This window comes from Prauserella sp. PE36, from assembly GCF_003311655.1.
Classification (GTDB): Bacteria; Actinomycetota; Actinomycetes; order Mycobacteriales; family Pseudonocardiaceae; genus Prauserella_A; species Prauserella_A endophytica.
On sequence record NZ_QEQT01000106.1, the window covers coordinates 2,501 to 23,937 of the forward strand.

19 protein-coding genes (1 of these 19 cut by a window edge) are annotated in these 21,437 nt (G+C 69.9%); 9 read left to right on the forward strand and 10 right to left on the reverse strand.

The genetic code is table 11. The features are described from left to right. Window positions 1-582, forward strand: partial view of a TetR/AcrR family transcriptional regulator gene (locus DI005_RS34155; protein ID WP_112277077.1) — the 3' portion only. The gene continues 9 nt to the left of window position 1, outside the view; the window shows 582 of its 591 coding nt (coding positions 10-591); its start codon lies off the left edge, out of view; it ends in the stop codon at window positions 580-582. Here the strand turns inward: DI005_RS34155 and upp are convergent. Continuing rightward, window positions 579-1,202, reverse strand: coding sequence for a uracil phosphoribosyltransferase (gene upp, locus DI005_RS34160; protein ID WP_112277075.1), 624 nt, complete (start codon window positions 1,200-1,202; stop codon window positions 579-581). The genes DI005_RS34155 and upp overlap by 4 nt on opposite strands. Before the next feature lie 79 nt (window positions 1,203-1,281). Between upp and DI005_RS34165 the strand changes: the two genes are divergently transcribed. Genes DI005_RS34165 through DI005_RS34180 form a run of 4 tightly spaced genes read left to right on the forward strand, consistent with a single transcriptional unit; the run spans window position 1,282 to window position 5,239 of the window. Further along, the gene (locus DI005_RS34165; RefSeq protein WP_113644843.1) at window positions 1,282-1,947 is read left to right on the forward strand and encodes a DUF1707 domain-containing protein; all 666 of its coding nucleotides are present in this window, start codon (window positions 1,282-1,284) and stop codon (window positions 1,945-1,947) included. A gap of 41 nt (window positions 1,948-1,988) precedes the next feature. Next, window positions 1,989-2,942: a deoxyribose-phosphate aldolase gene (deoC, locus tag DI005_RS34170; protein WP_113644844.1), complete on the forward strand. Its 954-nt coding sequence runs from the start codon at window positions 1,989-1,991 to the stop codon at window positions 2,940-2,942. Window position 2,943: 1 nt separating this feature from the next. After that, window positions 2,944-4,377 carry an aldehyde dehydrogenase family protein gene (locus DI005_RS34175; protein WP_112277070.1) on the forward strand — a complete coding sequence of 478 codons (1,434 nt, stop codon included), beginning with the start codon at window positions 2,944-2,946 and terminating at the stop codon, window positions 4,375-4,377. Further along, window positions 4,370-5,239 (forward strand): aldehyde dehydrogenase, encoded by an 870-nt coding sequence (locus DI005_RS34180; protein WP_112277068.1) that lies wholly within the window; start codon window positions 4,370-4,372, stop codon window positions 5,237-5,239. The genes DI005_RS34175 and DI005_RS34180 overlap by 8 nt, the downstream gene beginning before the upstream one ends. Window positions 5,240-5,566: 327 nt before the next feature. Here the strand turns inward: DI005_RS34180 and DI005_RS34190 are convergent, their stop codons facing one another. Beyond that, the gene (locus DI005_RS34190; protein WP_113644845.1) at window positions 5,567-8,086 is read right to left on the reverse strand and encodes an RNA helicase; all 2,520 of its coding nucleotides are present in this window, start codon (window positions 8,084-8,086) and stop codon (window positions 5,567-5,569) included. A gap of 209 nt (window positions 8,087-8,295) precedes the next feature. On the opposite strand from DI005_RS34190, the gene DI005_RS34195 reads away from it, so the two are divergent. Continuing rightward, a complete protein-coding gene (locus tag DI005_RS34195; RefSeq protein WP_112277064.1) occupies window positions 8,296-9,564 on the forward strand; it encodes a primosomal protein in 1,269 nt (422 codons plus the stop codon). Window positions 9,565-9,640: 76 nt separating this feature from the next. Here DI005_RS34195 and DI005_RS34200 read toward each other — a convergent pair whose 3' ends face one another. Together DI005_RS34200 and DI005_RS34205 are read right to left on the reverse strand one after the other, a co-directional pair. Then, window positions 9,641-10,828 carry an MFS transporter gene (locus DI005_RS34200; protein WP_113644846.1) on the reverse strand — a complete coding sequence of 396 codons (1,188 nt, stop codon included), beginning with the start codon at window positions 10,826-10,828 and terminating at the stop codon, window positions 9,641-9,643. A gap of 95 nt (window positions 10,829-10,923) precedes the next feature. Next, window positions 10,924-12,015 carry an adenosine deaminase gene (locus DI005_RS34205; RefSeq protein ID WP_113644847.1) on the reverse strand — a complete coding sequence of 364 codons (1,092 nt, stop codon included), beginning with the start codon at window positions 12,013-12,015 and terminating at the stop codon, window positions 10,924-10,926. 195 nt (window positions 12,016-12,210) lie between these two features. Between DI005_RS34205 and DI005_RS34210 the strand changes: the two genes are divergently transcribed. Continuing rightward, window positions 12,211-13,263 carry a PA containing protein gene (locus DI005_RS34210; protein ID WP_112277058.1) on the forward strand — a complete coding sequence of 351 codons (1,053 nt, stop codon included), beginning with the start codon at window positions 12,211-12,213 and terminating at the stop codon, window positions 13,261-13,263. A gap of 161 nt (window positions 13,264-13,424) precedes the next feature. Here DI005_RS34210 and DI005_RS34215 read toward each other — a convergent pair whose 3' ends face one another. From DI005_RS34215 to DI005_RS34240, 6 genes are all read right to left on the reverse strand, one after another. Continuing rightward, a complete protein-coding gene (locus DI005_RS34215; RefSeq protein ID WP_112277056.1) occupies window positions 13,425-14,711 on the reverse strand; it encodes a thymidine phosphorylase in 1,287 nt (428 codons plus the stop codon). Window positions 14,712-14,716: 5 nt separating this feature from the next. After that, window positions 14,717-15,115 (reverse strand): cytidine deaminase, encoded by a 399-nt coding sequence (locus tag DI005_RS34220; RefSeq protein WP_112277054.1) that lies wholly within the window; start codon window positions 15,113-15,115, stop codon window positions 14,717-14,719. Further along, on the reverse strand, window positions 15,112-16,368 hold the full coding sequence (locus DI005_RS34225; RefSeq protein WP_112277052.1) for an ABC transporter permease: 1,257 nt from the start codon (window positions 16,366-16,368) through the stop codon (window positions 15,112-15,114). Before DI005_RS34225 ends, DI005_RS34220 begins: the two co-directional genes overlap by 4 nt. Then, on the reverse strand, window positions 16,365-17,483 hold the full coding sequence (locus DI005_RS34230; protein ID WP_113644848.1) for an ABC transporter permease: 1,119 nt from the start codon (window positions 17,481-17,483) through the stop codon (window positions 16,365-16,367). Before DI005_RS34230 ends, DI005_RS34225 begins: the two co-directional genes overlap by 4 nt. Then, the gene (locus DI005_RS34235; protein WP_112277048.1) at window positions 17,483-19,012 is read right to left on the reverse strand and encodes an ABC transporter ATP-binding protein; all 1,530 of its coding nucleotides are present in this window, start codon (window positions 19,010-19,012) and stop codon (window positions 17,483-17,485) included. The genes DI005_RS34230 and DI005_RS34235 overlap by 1 nt, the downstream gene beginning before the upstream one ends. Window positions 19,013-19,098: 86 nt before the next feature. After that, window positions 19,099-20,151, reverse strand: coding sequence for a BMP family protein (locus DI005_RS34240; protein WP_199543472.1), 1,053 nt, complete (start codon window positions 20,149-20,151; stop codon window positions 19,099-19,101). A 400-nt stretch (window positions 20,152-20,551) separates the two neighbouring features. Between DI005_RS34240 and sdhC the strand changes: the two genes are divergently transcribed. Both sdhC and DI005_RS34250 read left to right on the forward strand, forming a co-directional pair. Further along, entirely contained in the window at window positions 20,552-20,998 is a 447-nt protein-coding gene (sdhC, locus tag DI005_RS34245) for a succinate dehydrogenase, cytochrome b556 subunit (protein ID WP_110334948.1), read from the forward strand. Further along, window positions 20,998-21,423: a succinate dehydrogenase hydrophobic membrane anchor subunit gene (locus DI005_RS34250; protein ID WP_110334947.1), complete on the forward strand. Its 426-nt coding sequence runs from the start codon at window positions 20,998-21,000 to the stop codon at window positions 21,421-21,423. Before sdhC ends, DI005_RS34250 begins: the two co-directional genes overlap by 1 nt. Window positions 21,424-21,437 lie beyond the last annotated feature (14 nt).

A 21,437-nucleotide genomic window follows, 5' to 3' on the forward strand; every position in this document is an offset into this window, starting at 1 on the left:
CCGAAGACGCACGACGAGGCATTGCGGGTCCGCCTGCTCGACCGTGCGAGCGAGCTGCTCGCCGCGGAGGGGGCCAGGGCACTGAGCCTGCGCAGGCTCGCGGCGGACGTGCAGACGTCGACGACGGCCGTCTACTCCCTCTTCGGCAGCAAGCCCGGCCTGGTCAACGCCCTCTACTCGGAGGGGTTCCAGCGGTTCGACGAGCGGCTGCGGTCGGTGCCGCGCTCCGGCGACGCGGTGGAGGACGTCGTGCGGCTCGGCCTGGCCTACCGCGACAGCGCGCTGGCCCACCGGCGCCTCTACGCGGTCATGTTCACCAGCGCGGTGCCCGGCTTCGAGCCCGACGAGCAGGCGAGCAAGCTCGCGATGAGCGCGTTGCAGCCGCTGTGGGACGTCGTCGCCGACGGGATCGCCGCCGGTGCGTTCGCCGACGTGCCCACCGAGGTGATCGCCGTGAGCTGCTGGGCCTGCGCCCACGGGCTCGTCTCGCTCGAACTGAACGAGACGCTCCCCCGCGAGATCGACTTCTGTCGCGCCTACGAGCGTTCCATCAGGGCCAACGCCAACGGCTGGCGTCGCTAGACGGCGCCGTACTGGCGATCACCGGCGTCGCCGAGGCCGGGGACGATGAAACCCGAGTCGTTGAGCCGCTCGTCGACGCTCGCCGTCACCACCCGCACCGGCAGGCCGGAGTCCTCCAGGTGCTTGAGGCCCTCGGGGGCGGCCAACGCGCACACCGCGGTGACGTCGGCGGCGCCGCGTCCGGTGAGCAGGCGGATCGTGTACTCCATCGAGCCCCCCGTCGCCAGCATCGGGTCGAGCACGAACACCGGCCGGTCGGCCAGCGACTCCGGCAGCGACACCATGTAAGGCGTCGGCTGCAGGGTCTCCTCGTCGCGAGCGAGCCCGACGAAGCCCATCTGCGCGTCCGGGATCAGCTTGTGCGCCTGGTCGGCCATGCCGAGCCCCGCCCTCAGCACCGGTACCAGCAGAGGCGGGTTCGCCAGCCGGTAGGCGTCGGTGCGCGCGACCGGCGTGTGGATACGCTCGGTGACCAGCGGAGCCTCGCGCGTGGCCTCGTAGACCAGCATCACGGTGAGCTCGTGCAGCGCCGCTCGGAACGCCGCGCTGTCGGTGCGGGCGTCGCGCATGGTGGACAGGCGTGCCCGCGCCAGCGGGTGTTCGACGACGAGGACGTCCATGGTCGACACCCTAATCAGTCCCGGCGCTCCCGTAGCCGATGACGACCCGGAACTCAAGTCCGCTCGCTAGGGTGTACCCGTGACTGAACAGCCTGGGGCTCGCGATCCGAAACAGCTGCGCGCGTCGGACGCCGACCGGGAGCGGGTGGCGCAGCTGCTGCACACCGCGATGGGCGAGGGCCGGATCACGATGGCCGAGCTCGAGGAACGGCTCGGCGCGGTGTACGCGGCCAAGACGCTCGGCGATCTCGAACCCGTGGTCGAGGACCTGCCCGGCGTGGTGGCGATCCCGCAGGCCGCCGCGCAGCTGCCCGCCGTCTCACAGGCCCGCCTCCCCGAGACGCGGATCGGTGGCAAACCGGGCTCGACCACGTCGATCGCGATCATGTCCGGGGTCAGCCGCAAGGGCAACTGGGTGGTGCCGCCGCAGCACAACAGCTTCGCGTTCTGGGGCGGCACCGAAATCGACCTGCGCAAGGCCCGCTTCGCCGAGCGGCACTCGACGATCACCGCCGTGGCGATCATGGGGGCCGTGGAGATCACGGTGCCCGACGACATCCACGTCGAGGTCACCGGCTTCGGCCTCATGGGCGCCTTCGAGAGCACCGACAAGAAGGGCGCGGCACCGGAGGACTCCGTACCACCCGACGCGCCGACGGTGAAGATCAACGGCCTCGCCTTCTGGGGCGCCGTCGAAGTGCGCCGGGTCCCCCGCGATCCGAAGCGCAAGCAGGTCGAGCGGTAAGAACGCCACCCGCGCACGGGCGTGCGGCTACGCTCGTGCGCATGGCAACACCCACCTTGCCGGCCGAGCTCTCCGACGCCACGAGCGACGAGCGGAGCCTGCGCCGGTTCCTCCACGGCCTGCCCGGTGTCGACCAGGTCGGCGTCGAACAGCGGGCCGCGAGCCTCGGCACGCGCAGCATCAAGAAGGGTGCCAAGCTCCAGGCGATCGACACGGCCATCTCGATGGTCGACCTGACGACGCTCGAGGGCGCGGACACGCACGGGAAGGTGCGCGCGCTGGCCGCCAAGGCCCGCCGCCCCGACCCCGAGCGGCCGGACACCCCGCGGGTCGCGGCCGTGTGCGTGTATCCCGACCTCGTCGCCACCGCGGTCGAGTCGCTGGCCGGCACGGACATCGGCGTCGCGAGCGTGGCGACGGCGTTCCCCTCGGGCCGGTCCAGCCGGGAGGTCAAGCTCGCCGACGTCGCGATGGCCGTGCGCTCCGGCGCCACCGAGGTCGACATGGTGATCGACCGCGGTGCGTTCCTGGAGGGCCGCTACGGGCGGGTGTTCGACGAGATCCAGGCCGTCAAGGCCGCGTGCGGTGACGCCCACCTCAAGGTCATCCTCGAGACCGGCGAGCTCGCCACCTACGACAACGTGCGGCGGGCGTCGTGGCTCGCGCTGCTCGCGGGCGGTGACTTCATCAAGACGTCCACCGGCAAGGTCTCCCCCGCCGCGACGTTGCCGGTGACGCACGTGATGCTGCAGGCGGTGCGCGACTGGTACACCGCGACCGGGGAGCTGCGTGGCGTGAAGCCGGCAGGCGGCATCCGGACCACCAAGGACGCGATCCGTTACCTCGTCGCGGTGCACGAGGTGGCCGGGCCCGACTGGCTCACGCCATCGCTGTTCCGGTTCGGCGCGTCCAGCCTGCTCAACGACCTGCTGCTGCAGCGCCGCACCCAGCTGGACGGCCACTACAGCGGCCCCGACTACGTGACGGTGGACTGACATGAGCACGTGGGAGTACGCCCCCGCGCCCGAGTCGCGCGAGATCGCCAACCTCAAGCCCAGCTACCGGCCGTTCATCGGCGGCGAGTTCGTCGACGGCTCCGGAGAGCCGCTCAAGAGCGTCAACCCGGCCACCGAGGAGGTGCTGGCCGAGGTCGGCACCGCTTCGGCGTCCGACGTGGACGCCGCGGTGAAGGCCGCGCGCAAGGCCTATGACAAGACGTGGCGCAGGATGCCGGGAACCGAACGCGCCAAGTACCTCTTCCGCATCGCCAGGCTGATCCAGGAGCGCTCGCGCGAGCTCGCGGTGCTGGAGACTCTCGACAACGGCAAGCCCATCAAGGAGTCCCGCGACGCCGACGTGCCCACCGCGGCCGCGCACTTCTTCTACCACGCGGGGTGGGCCGACAAGCTCGAGTACGCGGGCTTCGGGCCGGATCCGCAGCCGCTGGGCGTCGCAGGCCAGATCATCCCGTGGAACTTCCCGCTGCTCATGCTCGCGTGGAAGATCGCCCCGGCGCTGGCGACCGGCAACACGGTCGTGCTCAAGCCGGCGGAGACCACGCCGCTGACCGCGCTGGTGTTCGCCGAGATCTGCCAGCAGGCCGACCTTCCGCCGGGCGTGGTGAACATCGTGCCGGGCGCGGGCGACATCGGCGCCGAGCTCGTGAACCACGCCGGGATCGACAAGATCGCGTTCACCGGGTCGACCGACGTCGGCAAGCTCATCCAGCGGTCGGTGGCGGGCACGCCCAAGCGGCTCACCCTGGAGCTCGGCGGCAAGGCGGCCAACGTCGTGTTCGACGACGCCCCGCTCGACCAGGCCGTCGAGGGCATCGTCAACGGCATCTTCTACAACCAGGGACACGTGTGCTGCGCCGGTTCTCGGCTGCTCGCCCAGGAGTCCGTCGTGGACGAGCTGCTGGAGAAGCTTCGGTACCGCGTCTCGACATTGCGCCTAGGCGATCCGCTGGACAAGAACACCGACATCGGGGCGATCAACTCCGCCGAGCAGCTGGCGAAGATCCGCGAGCTGACCGAGTCGGGCGTCGCCGAGGGCGCCGAGCGGTGGACGAGCCCGTGCCCGCTGCCCGAGCGGGGCTTCTTCTTCGCGCCAACGGTGTTCTCGAACGTCGAGCAGTCGATGCGCATCGCGCGCGAGGAGATCTTCGGCCCGGTGCTGTCGGTGCTGACGTTCCGCACGCCCGCCGAGGCCGTCGCCAAGGCCAACAACACGCCGTACGGGCTGTCGGCCGGGATCTGGACCGAGAAGGGGTCGCGGATCCTGTGGATGGCGAACCGGCTGCGCGCGGGCGTGGTGTGGGCCAACACGTTCAACCGGTTCGATCCCACCGCCCCGTTCGGCGGGTACCAGGAGTCGGGCTTCGGGCGCGAGGGCGGCCGGACCGGGCTGGAGGGATATCTCGATGTCTGACAACAGGATTTCTGTCGCCAAGACGTACAAGCTCTACGTCGATGGCAAGTTCCCGCGCTCGGAGTCGGGGCGCACGTACCCGGTGACCGACTCGAAGGGCACGTTCCTCGCCAACGCCGCGCATGCCTCCCGCAAGGACGTGCGCGACGCCGTGGTCGCCGCGCGCAAGGCGTTCGGCGGCTGGTCCGGCGCGACCGCCTACAACCGCGGCCAGGTGCTGTACCGGGTCGCGGAGATGATGGAGGGACGGCGCGAGCAGTTCGTGGCCGAGGTCGCCGCGTCCGAGGGGCTCCCCTCGCGCAAGGCGCAGTCCGTTGTGGACGCAGCCGTGGACCGGTGGGTGTGGTACGCGGGCTGGACGGACAAGATCGCGACCGTGCTCGGGGCGGCCAACCCCGTTGCGGGGCCGTACTTCTCGTTCACGGTACCGGAGCCGACCGGCGTGGTCGGCGTGTTGGCGCCGCAGGAGTCGTCGCTGCTCGGGCTGGTGAGCGTGGTGGCTCCCGTGCTGGCGACCGGGTGCACGGCGGTGGTGGTGAGCAGCGCGGAGCGGCCGCTGCCCGCGATCACGCTGTCGGAGGTGCTCGCGACGTCCGACGTGCCAGCGGGCGTCGTGAATGTGCTGACCGGGCGCGCCGGCGAGCTGGGTCCGTGGCTGGCGTCGCACGGAGACGTCAACGCCATCGACCCGACCGGCGCGGGGCCCGTTGGCCGCGTGGAGATCGCCCGCGAAGCGGCGGGCACCGTCAAGCGCGTGCTGGCCGTTCCCGAGGACGAGCCCGACTGGACCCAGCGCCCCGACATCGCCCGCCTGCGGCGTTACCTGGAACCGAAGACGGTCTGGCACCCGATGGGCGTCTGACCCGCACGCGAGTCCCCCGCTCCCGCACGCGAGTTCCCCGCTCCCGCGCGCGAGTTCCCCGTTGCCGCGCGCGAGTCCCCCGCTCCCGCACGCGAGTCCCCCGCTCCCGCGCGCGAGTCCCCCGCTCCCGCGCGCGAGTTCCCCGCTCCCGCGCGCGAGTTCCCCGTTGCCGCGCGCGAGTTCCCTGTTGCGAGGCCCGAGGCGTCAGCCCGCCGCCGAGCCCCAGCGGGCAACTCCCCGACCGGAGCGGGGGACTCGCCGACCGGAGCGGGCAACTCGCCGACCGGAGCGGGGGACTCGCCGGCCGGAGCGGGGGACTCGCGGGCGCTAGAGCTGGTTGACGTTCGTGATGCGGAGTACGGCGGTGCCGGTCTCGTCGGAGGCGGCGAGGTCCACTTCGGCGCTGATGCCCCAGTCGCGGTCGCCCGACGGGTCGTCGAGGATCTGCCGCACGCGCCACACGTCCGGCTCCTTCTCGATCATGAACAGCGCCGGGCCGCGCGCGTCGGGGCCGGTGCCGATCTCTCCGTACTCCTCGAAGTAGTCGGCGAGGGCGTCCTCCCACGCGTCGGCGTCCCAGCCGGAACCCGCGTCGAGGGAGCCCAGCGTCTCGTAGTCCCGCCTGGCGGCGAGCTCGACCCTGCGGAACAGCTCGTTGCGCACGAGCACGCGAAACGCCCGCTCGTTGCGCGTGACCGGCGGCGGGCCCTCGGGCACCCCATGCGGGCGCTCGCCGACCTCCTCCGGATGCCGCAGCGCCTCCCACTCGTCGAGCAGGCTCGAGTCGACCTGGCGCACCAGCTCGCCCAGCCACTCGATGAGGTCCTGCAGCGGCTCGGTCTTGGCGTCGTCCGGCACGGTCCTGCGCAGCGCGTCGTAGGCGTCGGCGAGGTAGCGCAGCAGCACGCCCTCCGACCGGGCGAGGCCGTAGAACCCGATGTACTCCACGAAGTTCATCGCGCGCTCGTACATGTCGCGCACGACCGACTTCGGCTCCAGCTCGTAGTCGGCGACCCACGGATGCCCCTGCCGGTACCGCGAGTACGCCGCTCGCAACAGCTCCTCCAGCGGCCGCGGGTAGGTGACGTCCTCCAGGAGCTCCATCCGCTCGTCGTACTCGATGCCCTCGGCCTTCATGGCGGCGATGGCCTCGTTGCGCGCCTTGAACTGCTGCTGGGACAGCACCTGCTTCGGGTTGTCCACCGTGGACTCCACGATGGACACCACGTCGAGCGCGTAGACCGGCGAATCGGGGTCCAGCAGCTCGATCGCGGCGAGCGCGAGCGGCGACAACGGCTGGTTGAGCGCGAAGTCGAACTGCAGGTCGACGGTCAGGCGCACGATCCGGCCCTGCTCGTCGGGCTCGTCGAGCTGCTCCACGACGCCCGCCGCGAGCAGGGCCTTGTAGATCGCGATCGCGCGCAGGATGTGCTTGCGCTGCGCGGGCCGGTCCTCGTGGTTGTCCTCCAGCAGGTGCCGCATGTGCTCGAAGGCGTTCCCGGGCCGGGAGATCACGTTGAGCAGCATCGAGTGGCTGACGGCGAAGCTCGACGTAAGCGGTTCCGGCTCGGCGGCGACGAGCCGCTCGAAGGTGCTCTCGGTCCAGTTGACGAAGCCCTCGGGCGCCTTCTTGCGCACGATCTTGCGCTTCTTCTTGGGGTCGTCGCCCGCCTTCTCCAGCGCCTTGGCGTTCTCGATGACGTGGTCGGGCGCCTGCACGACCACGTAGCCGTCGGTGTCGTAGCCTGCCCGGCCCGCACGGCCGGCGATCTGATGGAACTCCCTGGCCTTGAGGTGCCGCTGGCGCACGCCGTCGAACTTCGTCAGCGCGGAGAGCACCACCGTCCGGATGGGCACGTTGATGCCCACGCCGAGCGTGTCGGTGCCGCAGATGAGCTTGAGCAGCCCGGCCTGCGCGAGCTGCTCGACCAGGCGCCGGTACTTCGGCAGCATCCCGGCGTGGTGCACGCCGATGCCGTGGCGAACCAGCCGCGACAGCGTCTTGCCGAAGCCCGCCGAGAACCGGAAGTCGCCGATCGCCTCCGCGATGGCGTCCTTCTCCGCGCGCGTGGTGACGTTGATGCTCATCAAGGCCTGCGCGCGCTCGACGGCGGCGGCCTGCGAGAAGTGCACGACGTACACCGGCGCCTGCCCGGAGTGCAGCAGCTCGGACACCGTCTCGTGCATGGGCGTGAGCGCGTAACGGAACGTCAGCGGTACCGGACGCTGCGCCGACGTCACCACTGCCGTCGAGCGGCCGGTGCGCCGGGTCAGGTCCTTCTCGAAGAACGTGACGTCGCCGAGCGTGGCCGACATGAGCACGAACTGTGCCTTCGGCAGCTCCAGCAGCGGCACCTGCCACGCCCAGCCCCGGTCGGGCTCGGAGTAGTAGTGGAACTCGTCGGCCACGACCTGCCCGACTGTGTCCTCGCCGGCCTCGGCGCCGAGCCGCAACGCGATGTTCGCCAGGATTTCCGCCGTGCAACAGATGATGGGCGCGTCGGGGTTCACGTTGGAGTCGCCGGTCATCATGCCGACGTTGTCCGCGCCGAAGATGTCGATGAGCGAGAAGAACTTCTCCGAGACCAGCGCCTTGATGGGGGCCGTGTAGAAGCTGCGCTTGCCCTGCGCGAGCGCCGTGAAGTGCGCACCCACCGCCACCAGGCTCTTTCCCGATCCCGTCGGCGTGGACAGGATCACGTTGGCCCCCGAGACCACCTCGATCAGCGCTTCCTCTTGTGCCGGATACAGCTCGAGGCCACGCTGGGAGGTCCAGGTGGAGAACGCGTCGAAGAGGGCGTCGGGGTCCGAGCCGCCGGGCAGCTGGTCAGTGAGGAAGTCAGTCATCGTGGTTTCAGATCGTGCCTGGTGACCCACCGCAGGTGCCAGCGGGTATCACGCTCCCGACGAGCGTACCCGGGCAGTGCGGTAAGACGGTGTCACCGGATGCGAGGGGTGATCGCGGAGCGCGGCGGGAACCCGTAGGCTTCGCGTATCGCGTTCGGTTCGGCACTGCATCGGGTCGGCACGCGCACAGGTGGTTTCCGGAGGGCGGAATGGCACAGGACATCATCCCGATCGAGCTCGGGCTGCCACAAGGCGATCTGGTGACCCTGTGGGCACCACGATGGCGAGAGGACGGCGAGGAGTGGGAGGCGTTCCTCGGTGACGAGGACGATCTCTACGCGTTCCCCGACGCGGCACACCTGGCCGCGTTCGTCCGCACCGCCGAGCAGCACGACCTCATCGACCACCCGGCGTGGGACGCCGTGCCCGAGCTGAACGTCCCCGAGCTGATCCCCGACGACGACCACTCCTACGACCTGGTCGGCGTTCCGGAGATGGTCGCGGAGGAACCCGACTCCTGGACCCTTTCCGAACTGGCCGAGATCGTCGGCATCGTGCGCTCGCTCGCCGACGTGTGCGAGCTGGACGAGGTGCACGAGATCCTCGACGGCTGCGAGGGCTTCTCGTTGCTGGACCAGGGGCAGCTGCCGTTCACCGGCCGCGAGGGCGCCCGGCTCTGGAACGACCTTTCCGAGACGGTCTCCGAGAAGTGGGACCTCATCCTCGACACGATCGACGACCTGGTCACCGTGCCGGCGGTCGACGCCGCGACGCTGGAGCAGACGGCCGAGGAGCTGGCGGCCTTCCACGAGGAGTCGGCCGAGTCCGAGGCCGGTGTGGACACCGAGGACGACGACCTGGACACGGTGGACTCCGAGTCCGACGCCGACGCGGCGGACGACGACGAGGACGAGGAGCCGGTCGGCTTCTGGGGCGAGGTCGGCATCGACCCGATCAAGATCGTGCTGTCGGAGAGGGAGTACTTCACGCTCCGCTGCTACCTCGACGACGAGCCGATCTTCCTGGGCTCGGACGGCCGGATCGAGGTGTTCGGCTCGGAGAAGGCGCTCGCGCGCAAGCTCGCCGACGGTGCGGAGCTCGCCGACACCGACCTCGCCGAGGTGTCCACTTGGGACGACGTCCTGACCAAGGCGACGGCGGGCGAGCTGGAGATCGAGGTCGACCCCGACAACACCTACGTGCTCACCGGGCTGGACGCCGACATCGCCGAGGGGCTCGACGCGATCGACCCGACGCAGCTGGAGCTGGCGGTGGAGCTGCTCACCGACGCGGCCGACTGGGCGGACGACGACAGTGTGACCACGGCGCTGGCCAGCTCGGAGAGCCTTGGCTGGCTGGTGTCGTTCGTGCTGCGGCCGGACCCGACGCGCCTCGCGCCGAGCCCGCCGTTCGACGCCGAGCAGAAGGCGTGGCGGGGCCTCGTCGAGTCCTTCGAGGACCGCCTGCGCCTGAACTGAGCCTGAGCATTCCGGCCCCCAAGGCCACCTTTGTTGCGCTCAACGCAACAAAGGTGGCCTTGGGGGCCGCTTTGTGTCAGCGGGGTTCGGCCCGCACTGGGGTGAGCCAGATGGCGGCGACCGGGAAGAGTGCGACCAGGCCGAACGCCAGCGCGTAGTTCGACTCGCCGATCACCAGGCCGAGCAAGGGCGGGGTCAGCACGGCGGCGACGTTCTGTGCCGTGTTCTGCGCGCCCATCGCCCTTCCCGCCCATGCGAGACCGGCCAGCTCGGCCGACGCCGTGAAGCCGAGACCGTTGTCACTGACCGTGATCACGCCGGCGAGCATGATCGCCAGCACCACCAGCCACGGCCAGCTCACGTCGCCCAGCGCCACGAGGAGCATCACCGCGGCGCTGACGACCGCGAGCACCCGCATCGGGCGCAGCCTGCTGGCGACGCGGTCGGACCAGTAGCCGGTGGCGAGCCTGCCGAGCGCGCCGAGTGCCTGCACGACGGCGAGGAACCAGCCCGCCGCGAGCGGGCTCCAGCCGTGCATCGCGACGAGGTAGATCGGCGCGAACGCCGACACCGTGAACTGCGGGATCACGAGCAGCGCGCTGGCTCCGTGCAGGCGCCACAGCGTCGACGTGCGGTACGGCGACGCGTGCGCCGGGCCGGACGGGTCCTTCGGTGGCCGAGGCGGGTCGGTGACCAGCAGCGCCACGAGCAGCGCGACGACGAGCGCGAACGCGGCCGGGAACACCATCGCCACCCGGAACCCGAAGGGTTCGGCCAGCGGCGGCAGGGCGAGCGCGGCGACGCCGACCCCGAGCGGCTGGGCGGTCTGCCGGATGCCCATCGCCATCCCACGCTCGTGTGCGCCGAACCAGCCCATCACGACCCGCCCGCTCGCGGCGTTCACCGACGCCGTGCACGCGCCTGCCGCGACGAACAGGGCGAAGAGCACGGTGAGCGAGTGCGTGCCCAGCGCGGAGACGAGCAGCAGCGCTCCGGAGAGTCCGAGACCCAAGGCCATGATCAGCCGCTCGCCGTAGCGGTCAGCGGCCGCGCCCCACGCGATGAGGGTCAGCAGCAGCCCGATACTCGGCGCAGCCACCACCGCCCCCGCTTCACCCAATGTGAGGTTCTCGGCCTCGCTCATCGCGGGGACGAGGAACGGGATGCCGTAGAGGAAGGCACAGCTCGCCGTCTGGGCGGCGTGTCCGAGCCCCAGCACGAGCCAGCGTCTGCGGCCGATGGTGTGCTGCTCCACGCCCGCCATACCGCCGTCCCACTATCTGAGAAACATCTCTTACATAGTGGACTTTACTTCGCAAGGCTAAACAACGCAAGGGTTTCCGCGACACCCTCCGCGGTTCAGACCAGAGCGGCGTACCCCGGTTTGATCACGTTATTGATCAAGTCCAGCCGTTGATCGAAATCAATGAACGCCGATTTCATGGCGTTGATCGTGAACCACTGGACGTCGGCCCAGCCGAAGCCGAAGGCCTCGGAGAGCGCGGCGAACTCCGACGACACGGAGCAACCGCTCATGAGCCGGTTGTCCGTGTTGACGGTGACCCGGAAGCGCAGCTTTGCCAGCAGGCCGATGGGATGCTCGGCGATCGAGGCCGCCGCGCCGGTCTGCACATTGGACGAAGGGCAGATCTCCAGCGGGATGCGGCGATCCCTGACGTAGGCGGCCAGCTTGCCGAGCTGGACCTCGCCGTCGGCCGAGGTCTTGATGTCGTCGACGATGCGGACGCCGTGCCCGAGCCGTTCGGCACCGCAATGCTGAATGGCCTCCCAAATCGACGCGAGCCCGAAAGCCTCGCCCGCATGAATCGTGAAATGCGCATTGTTCACGCGCATGTATTCGAATGCGTCGAGATTCCGGGTCGGCGGAAAACCGGCCTCGGGGCCCGCGATGTCGAATCCCACCACCCCCGCGTCGCGATAGCGCACGGCGAGCTCGGCGATCCCCGCCGCCCTCGCGTGCTGGCGCATCGCGCACAGGAGCGTGCCGGTCCGGATCCGCTGCCCCTTGGCCTCCGCGCGCCGCTCACCCTCCGTGAACCCGGCCTGAACAGCCTTAATCACCTGATCGAGTGAGAGCCCGCCTTCGGTGAAGAGCTCCGGCGCGTAGCGGACTTCCGCGTAGACCACGCCGTCGTCCGCGAGGTCCTCGACGCACTCGGCGGCGACGCGGATCAGCGCGTCCTCGGTCTGCAGCACGCCGCACGTGTGCGTGAAGGTCTCCAGGTACGACTCCAGCGAACCGGAGTTGGCCGCGGACTGGAACCACCGGCCGAGCTCGGCGACATCGGTGGTCGGAAGCCCTTCGTAACCGGTGGATTCGGCCAGTTCGACGACGGTGCGCGGGCGCAACCCGCCGTCCAGGTGGTCGTGGAGCAGCACCTTCGGGGCCTTGCGCAGGTCCTGCACAGTCAGGGCGGTTCTCGTCGACATGCTGCGACGGTACCGCTGGTCGGACGGGAACTCTCACGCTCGACTTAAGCCTCAGCCCCGTTGACCATTTCGTTATTCGGGCCATCCAGTTGCACGTCGTCGCCGAATTCACGGGGGCGCTACCCAGAGCAATTGCGCGGTAGATAAGCTGCCGCCCACGTCCCATCTTTTCCCCGCCGATGAAGGACAACCGCAGTGACGACTGACAACCACCTCGCAGCCCCGTCCTTCGACCGGATGCGCAACATGTTGGTGCGCGCGGCCGAGGTCCGAGAGAGCGAGCAGCAGCAGATCTTCGACGCGCTCGACGACATCTACGCCCGGCTCGCGCCGGTGGACTCGCTGGGCGCGGTGCGCAAGCGGCTGTCCGAGCTGCCCGACCGCACCGAGGTCAGCGTGCTGGCCGAGCGTCTCGACGAGGCCATGACCCGGCTCGAGGCTCAGGACAACGCGCTCGCCGACCTCGCGCGGGCGGTCGAGTCCATCGTCGACAAGCTGGCGAAGCCCTTCGCCCAGCTGGACGGCAGGCTCGACGGGGTCGCGGCCCGCTTCGAGGGTGTCGCCGGCCGCATGGACGGGCTCGAGGACAAGCTCGAGAACATCCACCGCAGGCTCGACGAACTGGGCGGCCACCTCGACAAGCAGGACGACAAGCTCGACGCGATGCCCACCTCCGTCGGCGGCCCGGTGCGCGAGCGCATCGACACGCTGGAGTCGGGCCTCAAGGAGCGGGTCGAGCGCCTCGACTCCGACACCAAGGAGCGGATCGGCAGCACCACCGACACGCTGCGCTCGGCGCTCACCGAGACGGCCGAGATGGTGGACTCCTCCGAACGTCTGGACAACCTCGGCGAGCGTCTCGAGCGCGTCACCAACCGGCTCGACGAGCTGGCCGGCAGGCTCGACAAGGTCGAGGAGGGCTTCACGGCCCAGCTCGGCGACCTCGACGGCTCGGTGAAGTCCGGGCTCGCCAAGGTCGAGGGCACGCTGTCGAAGCAGCCGGACAACGACTACTTCAGCTCCGTGGTGCGCAAGAGCAACGAGGAGTCGGAGCGCCGCATCGGCGGCCAGCTCGACGAGGCCATGGCGACGTTCGCGGAGCTGATGCTCGGCGGCGGCCCGGCCCCGCAAACCGTGGCCGTCGCGCCGCCCGCGCCGAGGCAGCCGCGCCGTCGCAACGGCCGGGCCCAGAAGGGCGCCGACTCGAAGGCCAAGGCCAACGGCTCGGACGCCGACTCCGACGACTGAGCCCTCCCGGCCAGCCCAGCTGCAGTGAAGGCCACCCTACCTGCGCCCACCCGTCTCCCACCACCGCCCAAACGGAGACGCTGACGCGCCGCTGTGTTTGATCAACGCAGTGAAGGTGGCCTTCATTGCGTCGGGGGTCGCGTCCGGGGTCGGGGTCGGGGTCAGCCTCGGAACAGGTCCAGGACTATCCCTTCGTCGCGTGGGGGGTTGTGGCGCTCGGTGAGGTCGTAGGAGCCGCTGAGCGCCTCGAGGGCGGCCGGAACCACCTCGGGGGTGTCGGTGTGCAGTTCCAGCAGCGGTTGCCCGCGCTCGACGCGATCACCGGGCTTGGCGAGGCATCGCACGCCTGCCGCGAGCTGCACCGGGTCCTCCTTTCGCGCCCGGCCGGCGCCGAGCCGCCACGCCGCGACGCCGACCGCGTACGCGTCGAGGCGCGTCAGCACACCGGACTCGGGCGCCTCCACCACGTGCACGTGGGCAGGCTTCGGCAGCTCCGCGTCCGGATCGCCGCCCTGCGCGCGGATCATCCGGCACCACGTCTCGTACGCCTCCCCCGACGCCAGCACCTCGGCCGGGTCGACATGGGATAGCCCCGCCAGGGTGAGCATCTCCCTTGCCAGCGCGAGCGTCAGCTCCACGACGTCGGCCGGGCCGCCGCCCTTGAGCACCTCCACGGCCTCGGCGACCTCGACGGCGTTGCCGACCGCGGAGCCGAGCGGCGTGCTCATGTCCGTCAGCAGCGCCGTGGTGGCGACCCCGTGCGCCGCGCCGATGCCGACGAGCGCCCTCGCGAGCGAACGTGCCTGCCGGATCGTCTTCATGAACGCACCGGAGCCGACCTTCACGTCGAGCACCAGCGCGCCGGAACCCTCCGCGATCTTCTTGCTCATGATCGAGCTGGCGATGAGCGGAACCGACTCGACGGTGGAGGTGACGTCACGCAGGGCGTACAGCTTGCGGTCGGCGGGCGCGAGCGTCGGGGTGGCGGCGCAGACGACCGCGCCGACCTCGGCGAGCTGCCTGCCGATCTCCTCAGCCGACAGCTCCGCCCGCCAGCCCGGGATGGACTCGAGCTTGTCGAGCGTGCCGCCCGTGTGCCCGAGCCCCCGCCCGGACAGCTGCGGCACCGCGGCGCCGCACGCGGCGACGAGCGGCGCCAGCGGCAACGTGATCTTGTCGCCGACGCCGCCCGTCGAATGCTTGTCCACGGTCGGACGCGCCACGTGCAGGGAGAGCCGCTCACCGGAGTCGATCATGGCTCCGGTCCAGCGAGCGGTCTCGCCCGAGTCCATCCCGTTGAGGAAGATGGCCATCGCGAGCGCCGCCATCTGCTCCTCCGCCACCACCCCGCGGGTGTAGGCGTCGACGACCCACTCGATCTGCTCGGCCGAAAGCCGTTCCCCGTCTCGCTTGGCGCGGATGACGTCGACAGCGGCGAACGGTTCCATGGCGGTCACCCCGGGAGGTCGGCGGGCCCGAAAGCGTCGGGCAGCACCTGTGACATCGCCAGGATGCCGCTCGGTGTGTCCACGAGGCATGTCGCGCCGCCGAGCTCGAACAGGATCTGCCTGCACCGCCCGCACGGCATCAGCAGCTCACCGGTGCCGCTGCGGCACGCGACGGCGACGAGCCTGCCGCCGCCGGAGAGCCGCAGCTGCCCCGCCATCGTGCATTCGGCGCAGAGGCCGAGCCCGTAGCTGGCGTTCTCGACGTTGCAGCCGGTGACGAGCCTGCCGTCGCCGACCAGCCCGGCGACGCCGACCTGCAGGCCGGAGTACGGCGCGTACGCCAGCTGGGCCGCACGCACCGCCTCCTGCCGCAGCGCCTCCCAGTCGGGCGCGGGCGCCGTCATCCGCCCTCGCCCCTTCGGTAGGTCCGGCCGATCCACTTCGGAACGCGCAGGCGTTGGGCCGCGAGCGAGAGCACCAGCAGCGTCACCACGTACGGCGCGGCGCTGACGAGCTCGGGCGGCACCTGGTCGGTGAGCGCGAACCAGAGGATGAACAGCACACCGATCACGGTGGCGACGCCCGCGACGACGTAGCGCTTGGCCCTCAGCTGCACCACCGCGAGCACGAGCAGCGCGATGCCGAGCAGCAGGAGCAGCGCGTGCACCGCGCCCTCGCCGCGCAGCTGCATGGCGTCGGTGTAGCCGAACAGGCCGGCGCCCGCGGCGACCCCGCCCGGCCGCCAGTTGCCGAAGATCATCGACGCGAGGCCGATGTAGCCGCGGCCACCGGTCTGGCCGTCGCGGAACTGGCTGGAGGCCACCGCGAGGATCGCCCCGCCCAGACCGGCCAGCGCGCCCGACATCGTGATGGCCGCGTACTTGTACTTGTAGACGTTCACGCCGAGCGACTCCGCCGCGTGCGGCGCCTCGCCGCACGAGCGCAGCCGCAGCCCGAACGCCGTCCGCCACAGCACGTAGGCGGTGGCGAAGAACAGCACAACGGCGAGGAGGGTCAGCAGCGACACGTCCGTGGTGAGACCGCGCAGCAGGCCCGCGAGGTCGGACACGAAGAACCACTGCTGTTGCTCGATGTCGCCGAGCACCGACGACAGGCCGGGGATCGTCACATGTGGGACGTCCTCGATCGGCGGCGACTGCTTCTGCCCTCCGCCCGGAGCGTCGGTGAAGTACAGCTTCGCGAGGAACAGCGTCAGCCCCGGCGCGGCGAGGGTGATCGCGACACCGGAGATGATGTGGTCGACGCCGAAGGTGACGGTGGCGATCGCGTGGATCAGACCACCGAACGCGCCGAGGACCACGCCCGCGAGCACACCCGCCCACGGGCCCCACTGCCAGCCGAAGAGCCCGGCGCCGAACGTGCCGAGCACCATCATGCCCTCGAGGCCAATGTTGATCACACCGGCGCGTTCGGACCAGAGCCCGGCCAGACCGGCCAGCGCGATCGGCACGGCCGCCGTGAGCGCGGCGGCCACCGTGCCGCTGGAGGTGAGGTTGCCGGCGCCCGTCAGGACGCGGACCAGCGACACCACGAGAAGCGCCGCGATGGCGAGGAGGAAGTAGATCATCGGCGAGGCGCGCCTTCGCGGGGGCGCGACGGTCTCCTGGACGCCGACGGCGAGTCCGCTCGCACTCATGCCTGCGCCTCCTCGGGGGTCTTGGTCGTGCCCAGTGCCCGCCCGACGTCACGCTGTTCGAGCCGGAGCTTGTAGCGGCGCACCAGCTCATAGGCGATGACGACCGACAACACGATCACGCCCTGCATGATCACGACGATCTCCTTCGGCACGCCGGAGAGGTCCAGCACGTTCGACGTCTGGTCCAGCGCGCCCCACAGGAACGCGGCGAAGGCCATGCCGATGGGGTGGTTGCGGCCGAGCAGCGCGATCGCGATGCCCGTGAAGCCCAGCCCCGCCGGGAAGTCCAGCGAGTACGAGTGCGAGGCGCCCAGCAGCTGCGGCATGCCGACGAGCCCGGCGACCGCGCCGGAGAGCAGCATGCTCGCGAGCACCATCTTCTTGACGTTCACTCCGCTGGCGACGGCCGCGGACTCCGACTGTCCGGTCGCCTTGAGGTCGAAGCCGAACCTGGTGCGGTTGAGCATGAACCAGTAGGCGACACCCACCACGGCGGCCAGCACGATCAGGCCGAAGACGTCCGAAGAGGACCCGGAGTACGGGATGCCAGGCACCTGGCCGCCCTCGGTGATCGGGGCCGTGCCGATGTTGTTGCTGCCGGCCACCGTGACCGCGAGGCGGTCGGGGTTGAGCAGGAACGCCACGAGCGCCGTCGCGATGGCGTTGAGCATGATCGTCGAGATGACCTCGCTCACGCCGCGCGTGATCTTGAGGAAGCCGGCGATGCCCGACCAGACCGCGCCGACGAGCATCGCGGCGAGGATGGTCATGAGGATGCGCACCACCGACGGCAGCGACTCCATGAACGAGGCGCCCGCGAGCGCGGCCGCGAGCATCGCGGCAAGCCGGTACTGCCCGTCGACGCCGATGTTGAACAGGCGCATCTTGAAGCCGATCGCCACCGCGACCGCCGACAGGTAGTACGTCGTGGCGCTGTTGAGCGAGTTGGCGACCGTGCGCGGCCGTTCGAGCGAGCCGATCATGTCCTCGGCGACGTCGAACGGCGGATGCCCGGTGATCGACAGGATGATGCCGCAGACCAGGAGCGCGAACACGAGCGCTCCGACGGGCGCCGCGAGGCCCAGCCCCACCGAGCGCCACGAGATCCTTCCCATCACGTTCCCTCCCCAGCACCGGTCATCGCCGAGCCGAGTTCCTCCGGAGTGACGGCCTTCGGGTCGTAGGAGGCGACGAGCCTGCCGCGCAGGATCACCGCGAGGCTGTCGGACATGCCGATCAACTCGTCGAGGTCGGCGGAGATCAGCAGCACGGCCAGGTGCTCGGCGCGGGCCTTGCGGATCTGCTCCCAGATCGCTGCCTGCGCCCCGACGTCGACACCACGCGTGGGGTGCGAGGCGATCAGCAGCACCGGGTTCCCGCTCATCTCCCTGCCGACGATCAGCTTCTGCTGGTTGCCGCCGGACAGCGAGCCCGCGAGCACGTCGATGTTCGGGGTGCGGACGTCGTACTCGTCGACGATCCGCTGGGTGTCGGCCCGCGCGCCCGCCCGGTTGAGCAGCAGCCCGCGCACGCTCGGCGCCCTGGTCTGGTGCCCGAGGATGCGGTTCTCCCAGAGCGTCGCCTCCAGCAGCACGCCCTGGCGGTGCCGGTCCTCGGGGATGTAGCCCACGCCCGCGTCGCGGCGCTTGCGAGTGGACAGCTTCGTGATGTCCTTGCCCTGCAACGCGATCCGCCCCGCCTGCAAGGGACGGATGCCCATCAGCGCCTCGACGAGCTCGGCCTGTCCGTTGCCCTCGACGCCCGCGATGCCGAGCACCTCGCCCGCGTTGATGGTGAAGGACATCTCCTCCAGCACCGTGCGCCCGTCGGGCGCGGTCACCGTGAGGCCATCGACCTCGAGCACCGGGGTGTCGGTGACGGTCGACTCGCGCAGCTCCGGCACCGGCAGCGCGCTGCCGACCATCAGCTCGGCGAGCTGGCGGGCCGTGACGTCGCCGGGACTCACGCTGGCGACCGTGGTTCCCCTGCGCATGACCGTGATGTCGTCGGCTACCGAGAGGACCTCGTCGAGCTTGTGCGAGATGAACAGGATCGTGAGGCCCTCGGACTTCAGCTCACGCAGGTTGCCGAACAGCTCGTCGACCTCCTGCGGCACGAGCACGGCCGTCGGCTCGTCGAGGATGAGGATCCGCGCGCCCCGGAAGAGCACCTTGAGGATCTCGACACGCTGGCGCTCGCCGACACCGAGCTCGTCGACGAGCCGGTCGGGCTCGACGCCGAGCCCGTACCGGGCGGAGATGTCCCTGATCTTGGCGCGGGCGGCCCTGAAGTCGATGCCGCCGCCCCCGCGCGGCTCGTCGCCGAGCACGACGTTCTCGAGCACGGTGAGGTTGTCGGCGAGCATGAAGTGCTGGTGCACCATGCCGATGCCGACCGCGATGGCGTCCGCGGGGGTGTTGAGGTCGGCCTGCGTGCCGTCGATGGAGATGGTGCCCTCGTCGGGCCGCTGCATCCCGTAGAGGATCTTCATCAGCGTCGACTTGCCCGCGCCGTTCTCGCCGACGAGCGCGTGCACGGTTCCGGTCCGGACCGCCACGTTCACGTCGGCGTTCGCGACGACGCCTGGGAAGCGTTTGGTGATGCCTCTGAGCTCGACGGCGAGCGCTGATTCGCTGCTGCTGATGGTGCACGCTCCTTGCCGGTGCTACGCCGAAGCCGGCGGACCCGGGGGATCGCCCCGGGGCCGCCGGCTCGCGTCGTTGATGCGGCTTACGTGGTCGAAGGGACCTTGATCTCGCCCGAGATGATCTTCTGCTTGTACTCCTCGAGCCGCGGCTGGATGTCGTCGATCTTGCCGCCGCTCGTGGCGTACTTCACGCCACCGACCTCGAGGTCGTAGATCTTGTTGCCCGCCTTGAACGCGTTGTCGTTCACCGACTTGATGAAGTCGTAGACCGCGACGTCGACGCTCTTGACCATCGAGGTGATGATCACGTCCTTGACGTCGGCCAGCGACGGGAGGTTGTACTGGTCGGAGTCGACGCCGATGCCCATGGCGCCCTTGTCCTTCGCGGCGCGGAAGACACCGCTGCCCGAACCGCCCGCGGCCGCGTAGACAACGTCGGCGCCCGCGTCCAGCATGCCGTTCGCGGCGGTCTCGCCCTTGGCGGGATCGTTGAACCCGCTGAAGTCCGGCGGCTGGGTCAGGTACTTGACCTGCACGGTCGCGTCCGGCTTCACGGCCTTGACGCCCGCCTCGTAGCCGGCCTGGAACTTCTGGATCAGCGGGGTGTTGACCCCGCCGACGAAGCCGACGTTGCCGGTCTTGCTCTTCAGCGCCGCGGCCACGCCCACGAGGAAGGAGCCCTGCTCCTCGGCGAAGGTCAGGTTCGCGATGTTGGGGCCGTCGTCGGTGCCCGGCGTGTAGTCGTCGATGATCGCGAACTTCACGTCGGGGTAGTCCTTGGCGACCTTGCCGAGCGGGCCCGCGTAGGCGAAGCCGACCGCGATGATCGGGTTGTAACCGCCCTCGGCCAGCTGCCGGAGCCGGTCCTCCTTCTGGGCGTCGGTCTCGCCCTGGCTGGCCTCCAGCTCGGTGGCCTCGATACCGAACTCCTGCTTGGCCTTGTCCAGGCCACGAGCCGCGGAGTCGTTGAACGACTGGTCGCCTCGGCCACCGATGTCGTAGGCGAGCCCGATCTTGAGCGCGCCGTCTCCGCCGCTTCCGGCGCCGCTGTCTTCGCCGCCACCGCCGCACGCGGACAATGCCAGCACGCCGGCCATGGCGATCGCCGCCAGCGCTCCACCACGCTTTCGAAGCACGGTGTATCTCCCTCCCCGCTGCATGCGCGGACCAACTGAGAACGGCCCGACGCTCCTGCCGGGCCGACTGGCGAACCGTACCGCTCTGTGAGATTCCAGGCATGCGATTGCCACCGCGCGTAACCCAAATGTTTACTCAAGGGCTCGGCGCGCGACTGACTGCACACGGTATGTGACCGGGCACTGGGTCACACGATTCAGTGAAGAGCGGGTGAAGAGACGTGGGACACGTCCGTTGTGCTCCTCAGTGTCTGGTCCATCACAGACGACAACCCGAGGTTGAGCCAGGTCGACGCTGCGGGTCTAGCATCCCCTCGTATCCACGCTCGACGACCCTGACCACGGCAAAGTCGCGGTCCGCCGGGCAAAGTCCATCAGTGACGTTGGAGGCCGTACACCGATGTCCACCACTGCGAGCACCGCCGCCGAGGCGGGAGCGAGTGATCGGGCTGGCGCCTCACGCCGGAGCGGAACGTTCTACCGCGGCGACCCCGGCATGTGGTCCTGGGTGCTGCACCGCATCACCGGCGTGCTCACCTTTTTCTTCCTGTTCGTCCACGTTCTCGACACCGCGCTCGTCCGGGTCTCACCGAACGCCTACGACGAGGTCATCGAGACCTACAAGTCCCCGGTCGTCAACCTGCTCGAGGTCGCGCTCGTCGGCGCCGTGCTCTACCACGCGCTGAACGGTCTCAGAGTGATCCTCGTGGACTTCTGGTCCAAGGGGCCGAAGTACCAGCGCCCCATGCTCTGGGGCATCGTCGGCATCTGGGTCGTCGTGATGATCCCGGGCACCTACTTCATGCTCGAGCGCACGGTCAGCGAGCTCTTCGGAGGCGGGCACTGATGGCAGACAGCACTTCCGCGCTCGCGCTCGACAAGCCGCGTTCCCCACGCAGGCCCGCCGCCCGGCGCAACAACTTCGAGCTCTACAGCTGGGTGTTCATGCGCATCTCCGGCCTCGCGCTGGTGGTGCTGGTGCTCGGCCACCTCTTCATCATGAACATCCTCGACGGCGGTGTGCACCGCATCAACTTCGCGTTCGTCGCGGGTCGCTGGTCCTCGCCGTTCTGGCAGTTCTGGGACCTGTCGATGCTCTGGCTCGCCCAGCTGCACGGCGGCAACGGGCTGCGCACGATCATCGACGACTACGCCCGCAAGGACAACACGCGCTTCTGGTTGAAGATGCTGCTCTACGTGGCGATGGCCGTCATCCTCGTGCTCGGCACGCTGGTGGTCTTCACGTTCGATCCCGACATCCCGGCCAGCTGAGCCCACCACACGGA

What these genes read in the sequence shown, in the direction of transcription:
- DI005_RS34190 (WP_113644845.1), bottom strand. Translation starts at nt 8,086, where the DNA reads ATGACTGACTTCCTCACTGACCAGCTGCCCGGCGGCTCGGACCCCGAC.
- DI005_RS34215 (WP_112277056.1), bottom strand. Translation starts at nt 14,711, where the DNA reads ATGGAACCGTTCGCCGCTGTCGACGTCATCCGCGCCAAGCGAGACGGG.
- DI005_RS34220 (WP_112277054.1), bottom strand. Translation starts at nt 15,115, where the DNA reads ATGACGGCGCCCGCGCCCGACTGGGAGGCGCTGCGGCAGGAGGCGGTG.
- DI005_RS34180 (WP_112277068.1), top strand. Translation starts at nt 4,370, where the DNA reads ATGTCTGACAACAGGATTTCTGTCGCCAAGACGTACAAGCTCTACGTC.
- upp (WP_112277075.1), bottom strand. Translation starts at nt 1,202, where the DNA reads ATGGACGTCCTCGTCGTCGAACACCCGCTGGCGCGGGCACGCCTGTCC.
- DI005_RS34225 (WP_112277052.1), bottom strand. Translation starts at nt 16,368, where the DNA reads ATGAGTGCGAGCGGACTCGCCGTCGGCGTCCAGGAGACCGTCGCGCCC.
- DI005_RS34230 (WP_113644848.1), bottom strand. Translation starts at nt 17,483, where the DNA reads ATGGGAAGGATCTCGTGGCGCTCGGTGGGGCTGGGCCTCGCGGCGCCC.
- DI005_RS34250 (WP_110334947.1), top strand. Translation starts at nt 20,998, where the DNA reads ATGGCAGACAGCACTTCCGCGCTCGCGCTCGACAAGCCGCGTTCCCCA.
- sdhC (WP_110334948.1), top strand. Translation starts at nt 20,552, where the DNA reads ATGTCCACCACTGCGAGCACCGCCGCCGAGGCGGGAGCGAGTGATCGG.
- DI005_RS34195 (WP_112277064.1), top strand. Translation starts at nt 8,296, where the DNA reads ATGGCACAGGACATCATCCCGATCGAGCTCGGGCTGCCACAAGGCGAT.
- DI005_RS34200 (WP_113644846.1), bottom strand. Translation starts at nt 10,828, where the DNA reads ATGGCGGGCGTGGAGCAGCACACCATCGGCCGCAGACGCTGGCTCGTG.
- deoC (WP_113644844.1), top strand. Translation starts at nt 1,989, where the DNA reads ATGGCAACACCCACCTTGCCGGCCGAGCTCTCCGACGCCACGAGCGAC.
- DI005_RS34205 (WP_113644847.1), bottom strand. Translation starts at nt 12,015, where the DNA reads ATGTCGACGAGAACCGCCCTGACTGTGCAGGACCTGCGCAAGGCCCCG.
- DI005_RS34175 (WP_112277070.1), top strand. Translation starts at nt 2,944, where the DNA reads ATGAGCACGTGGGAGTACGCCCCCGCGCCCGAGTCGCGCGAGATCGCC.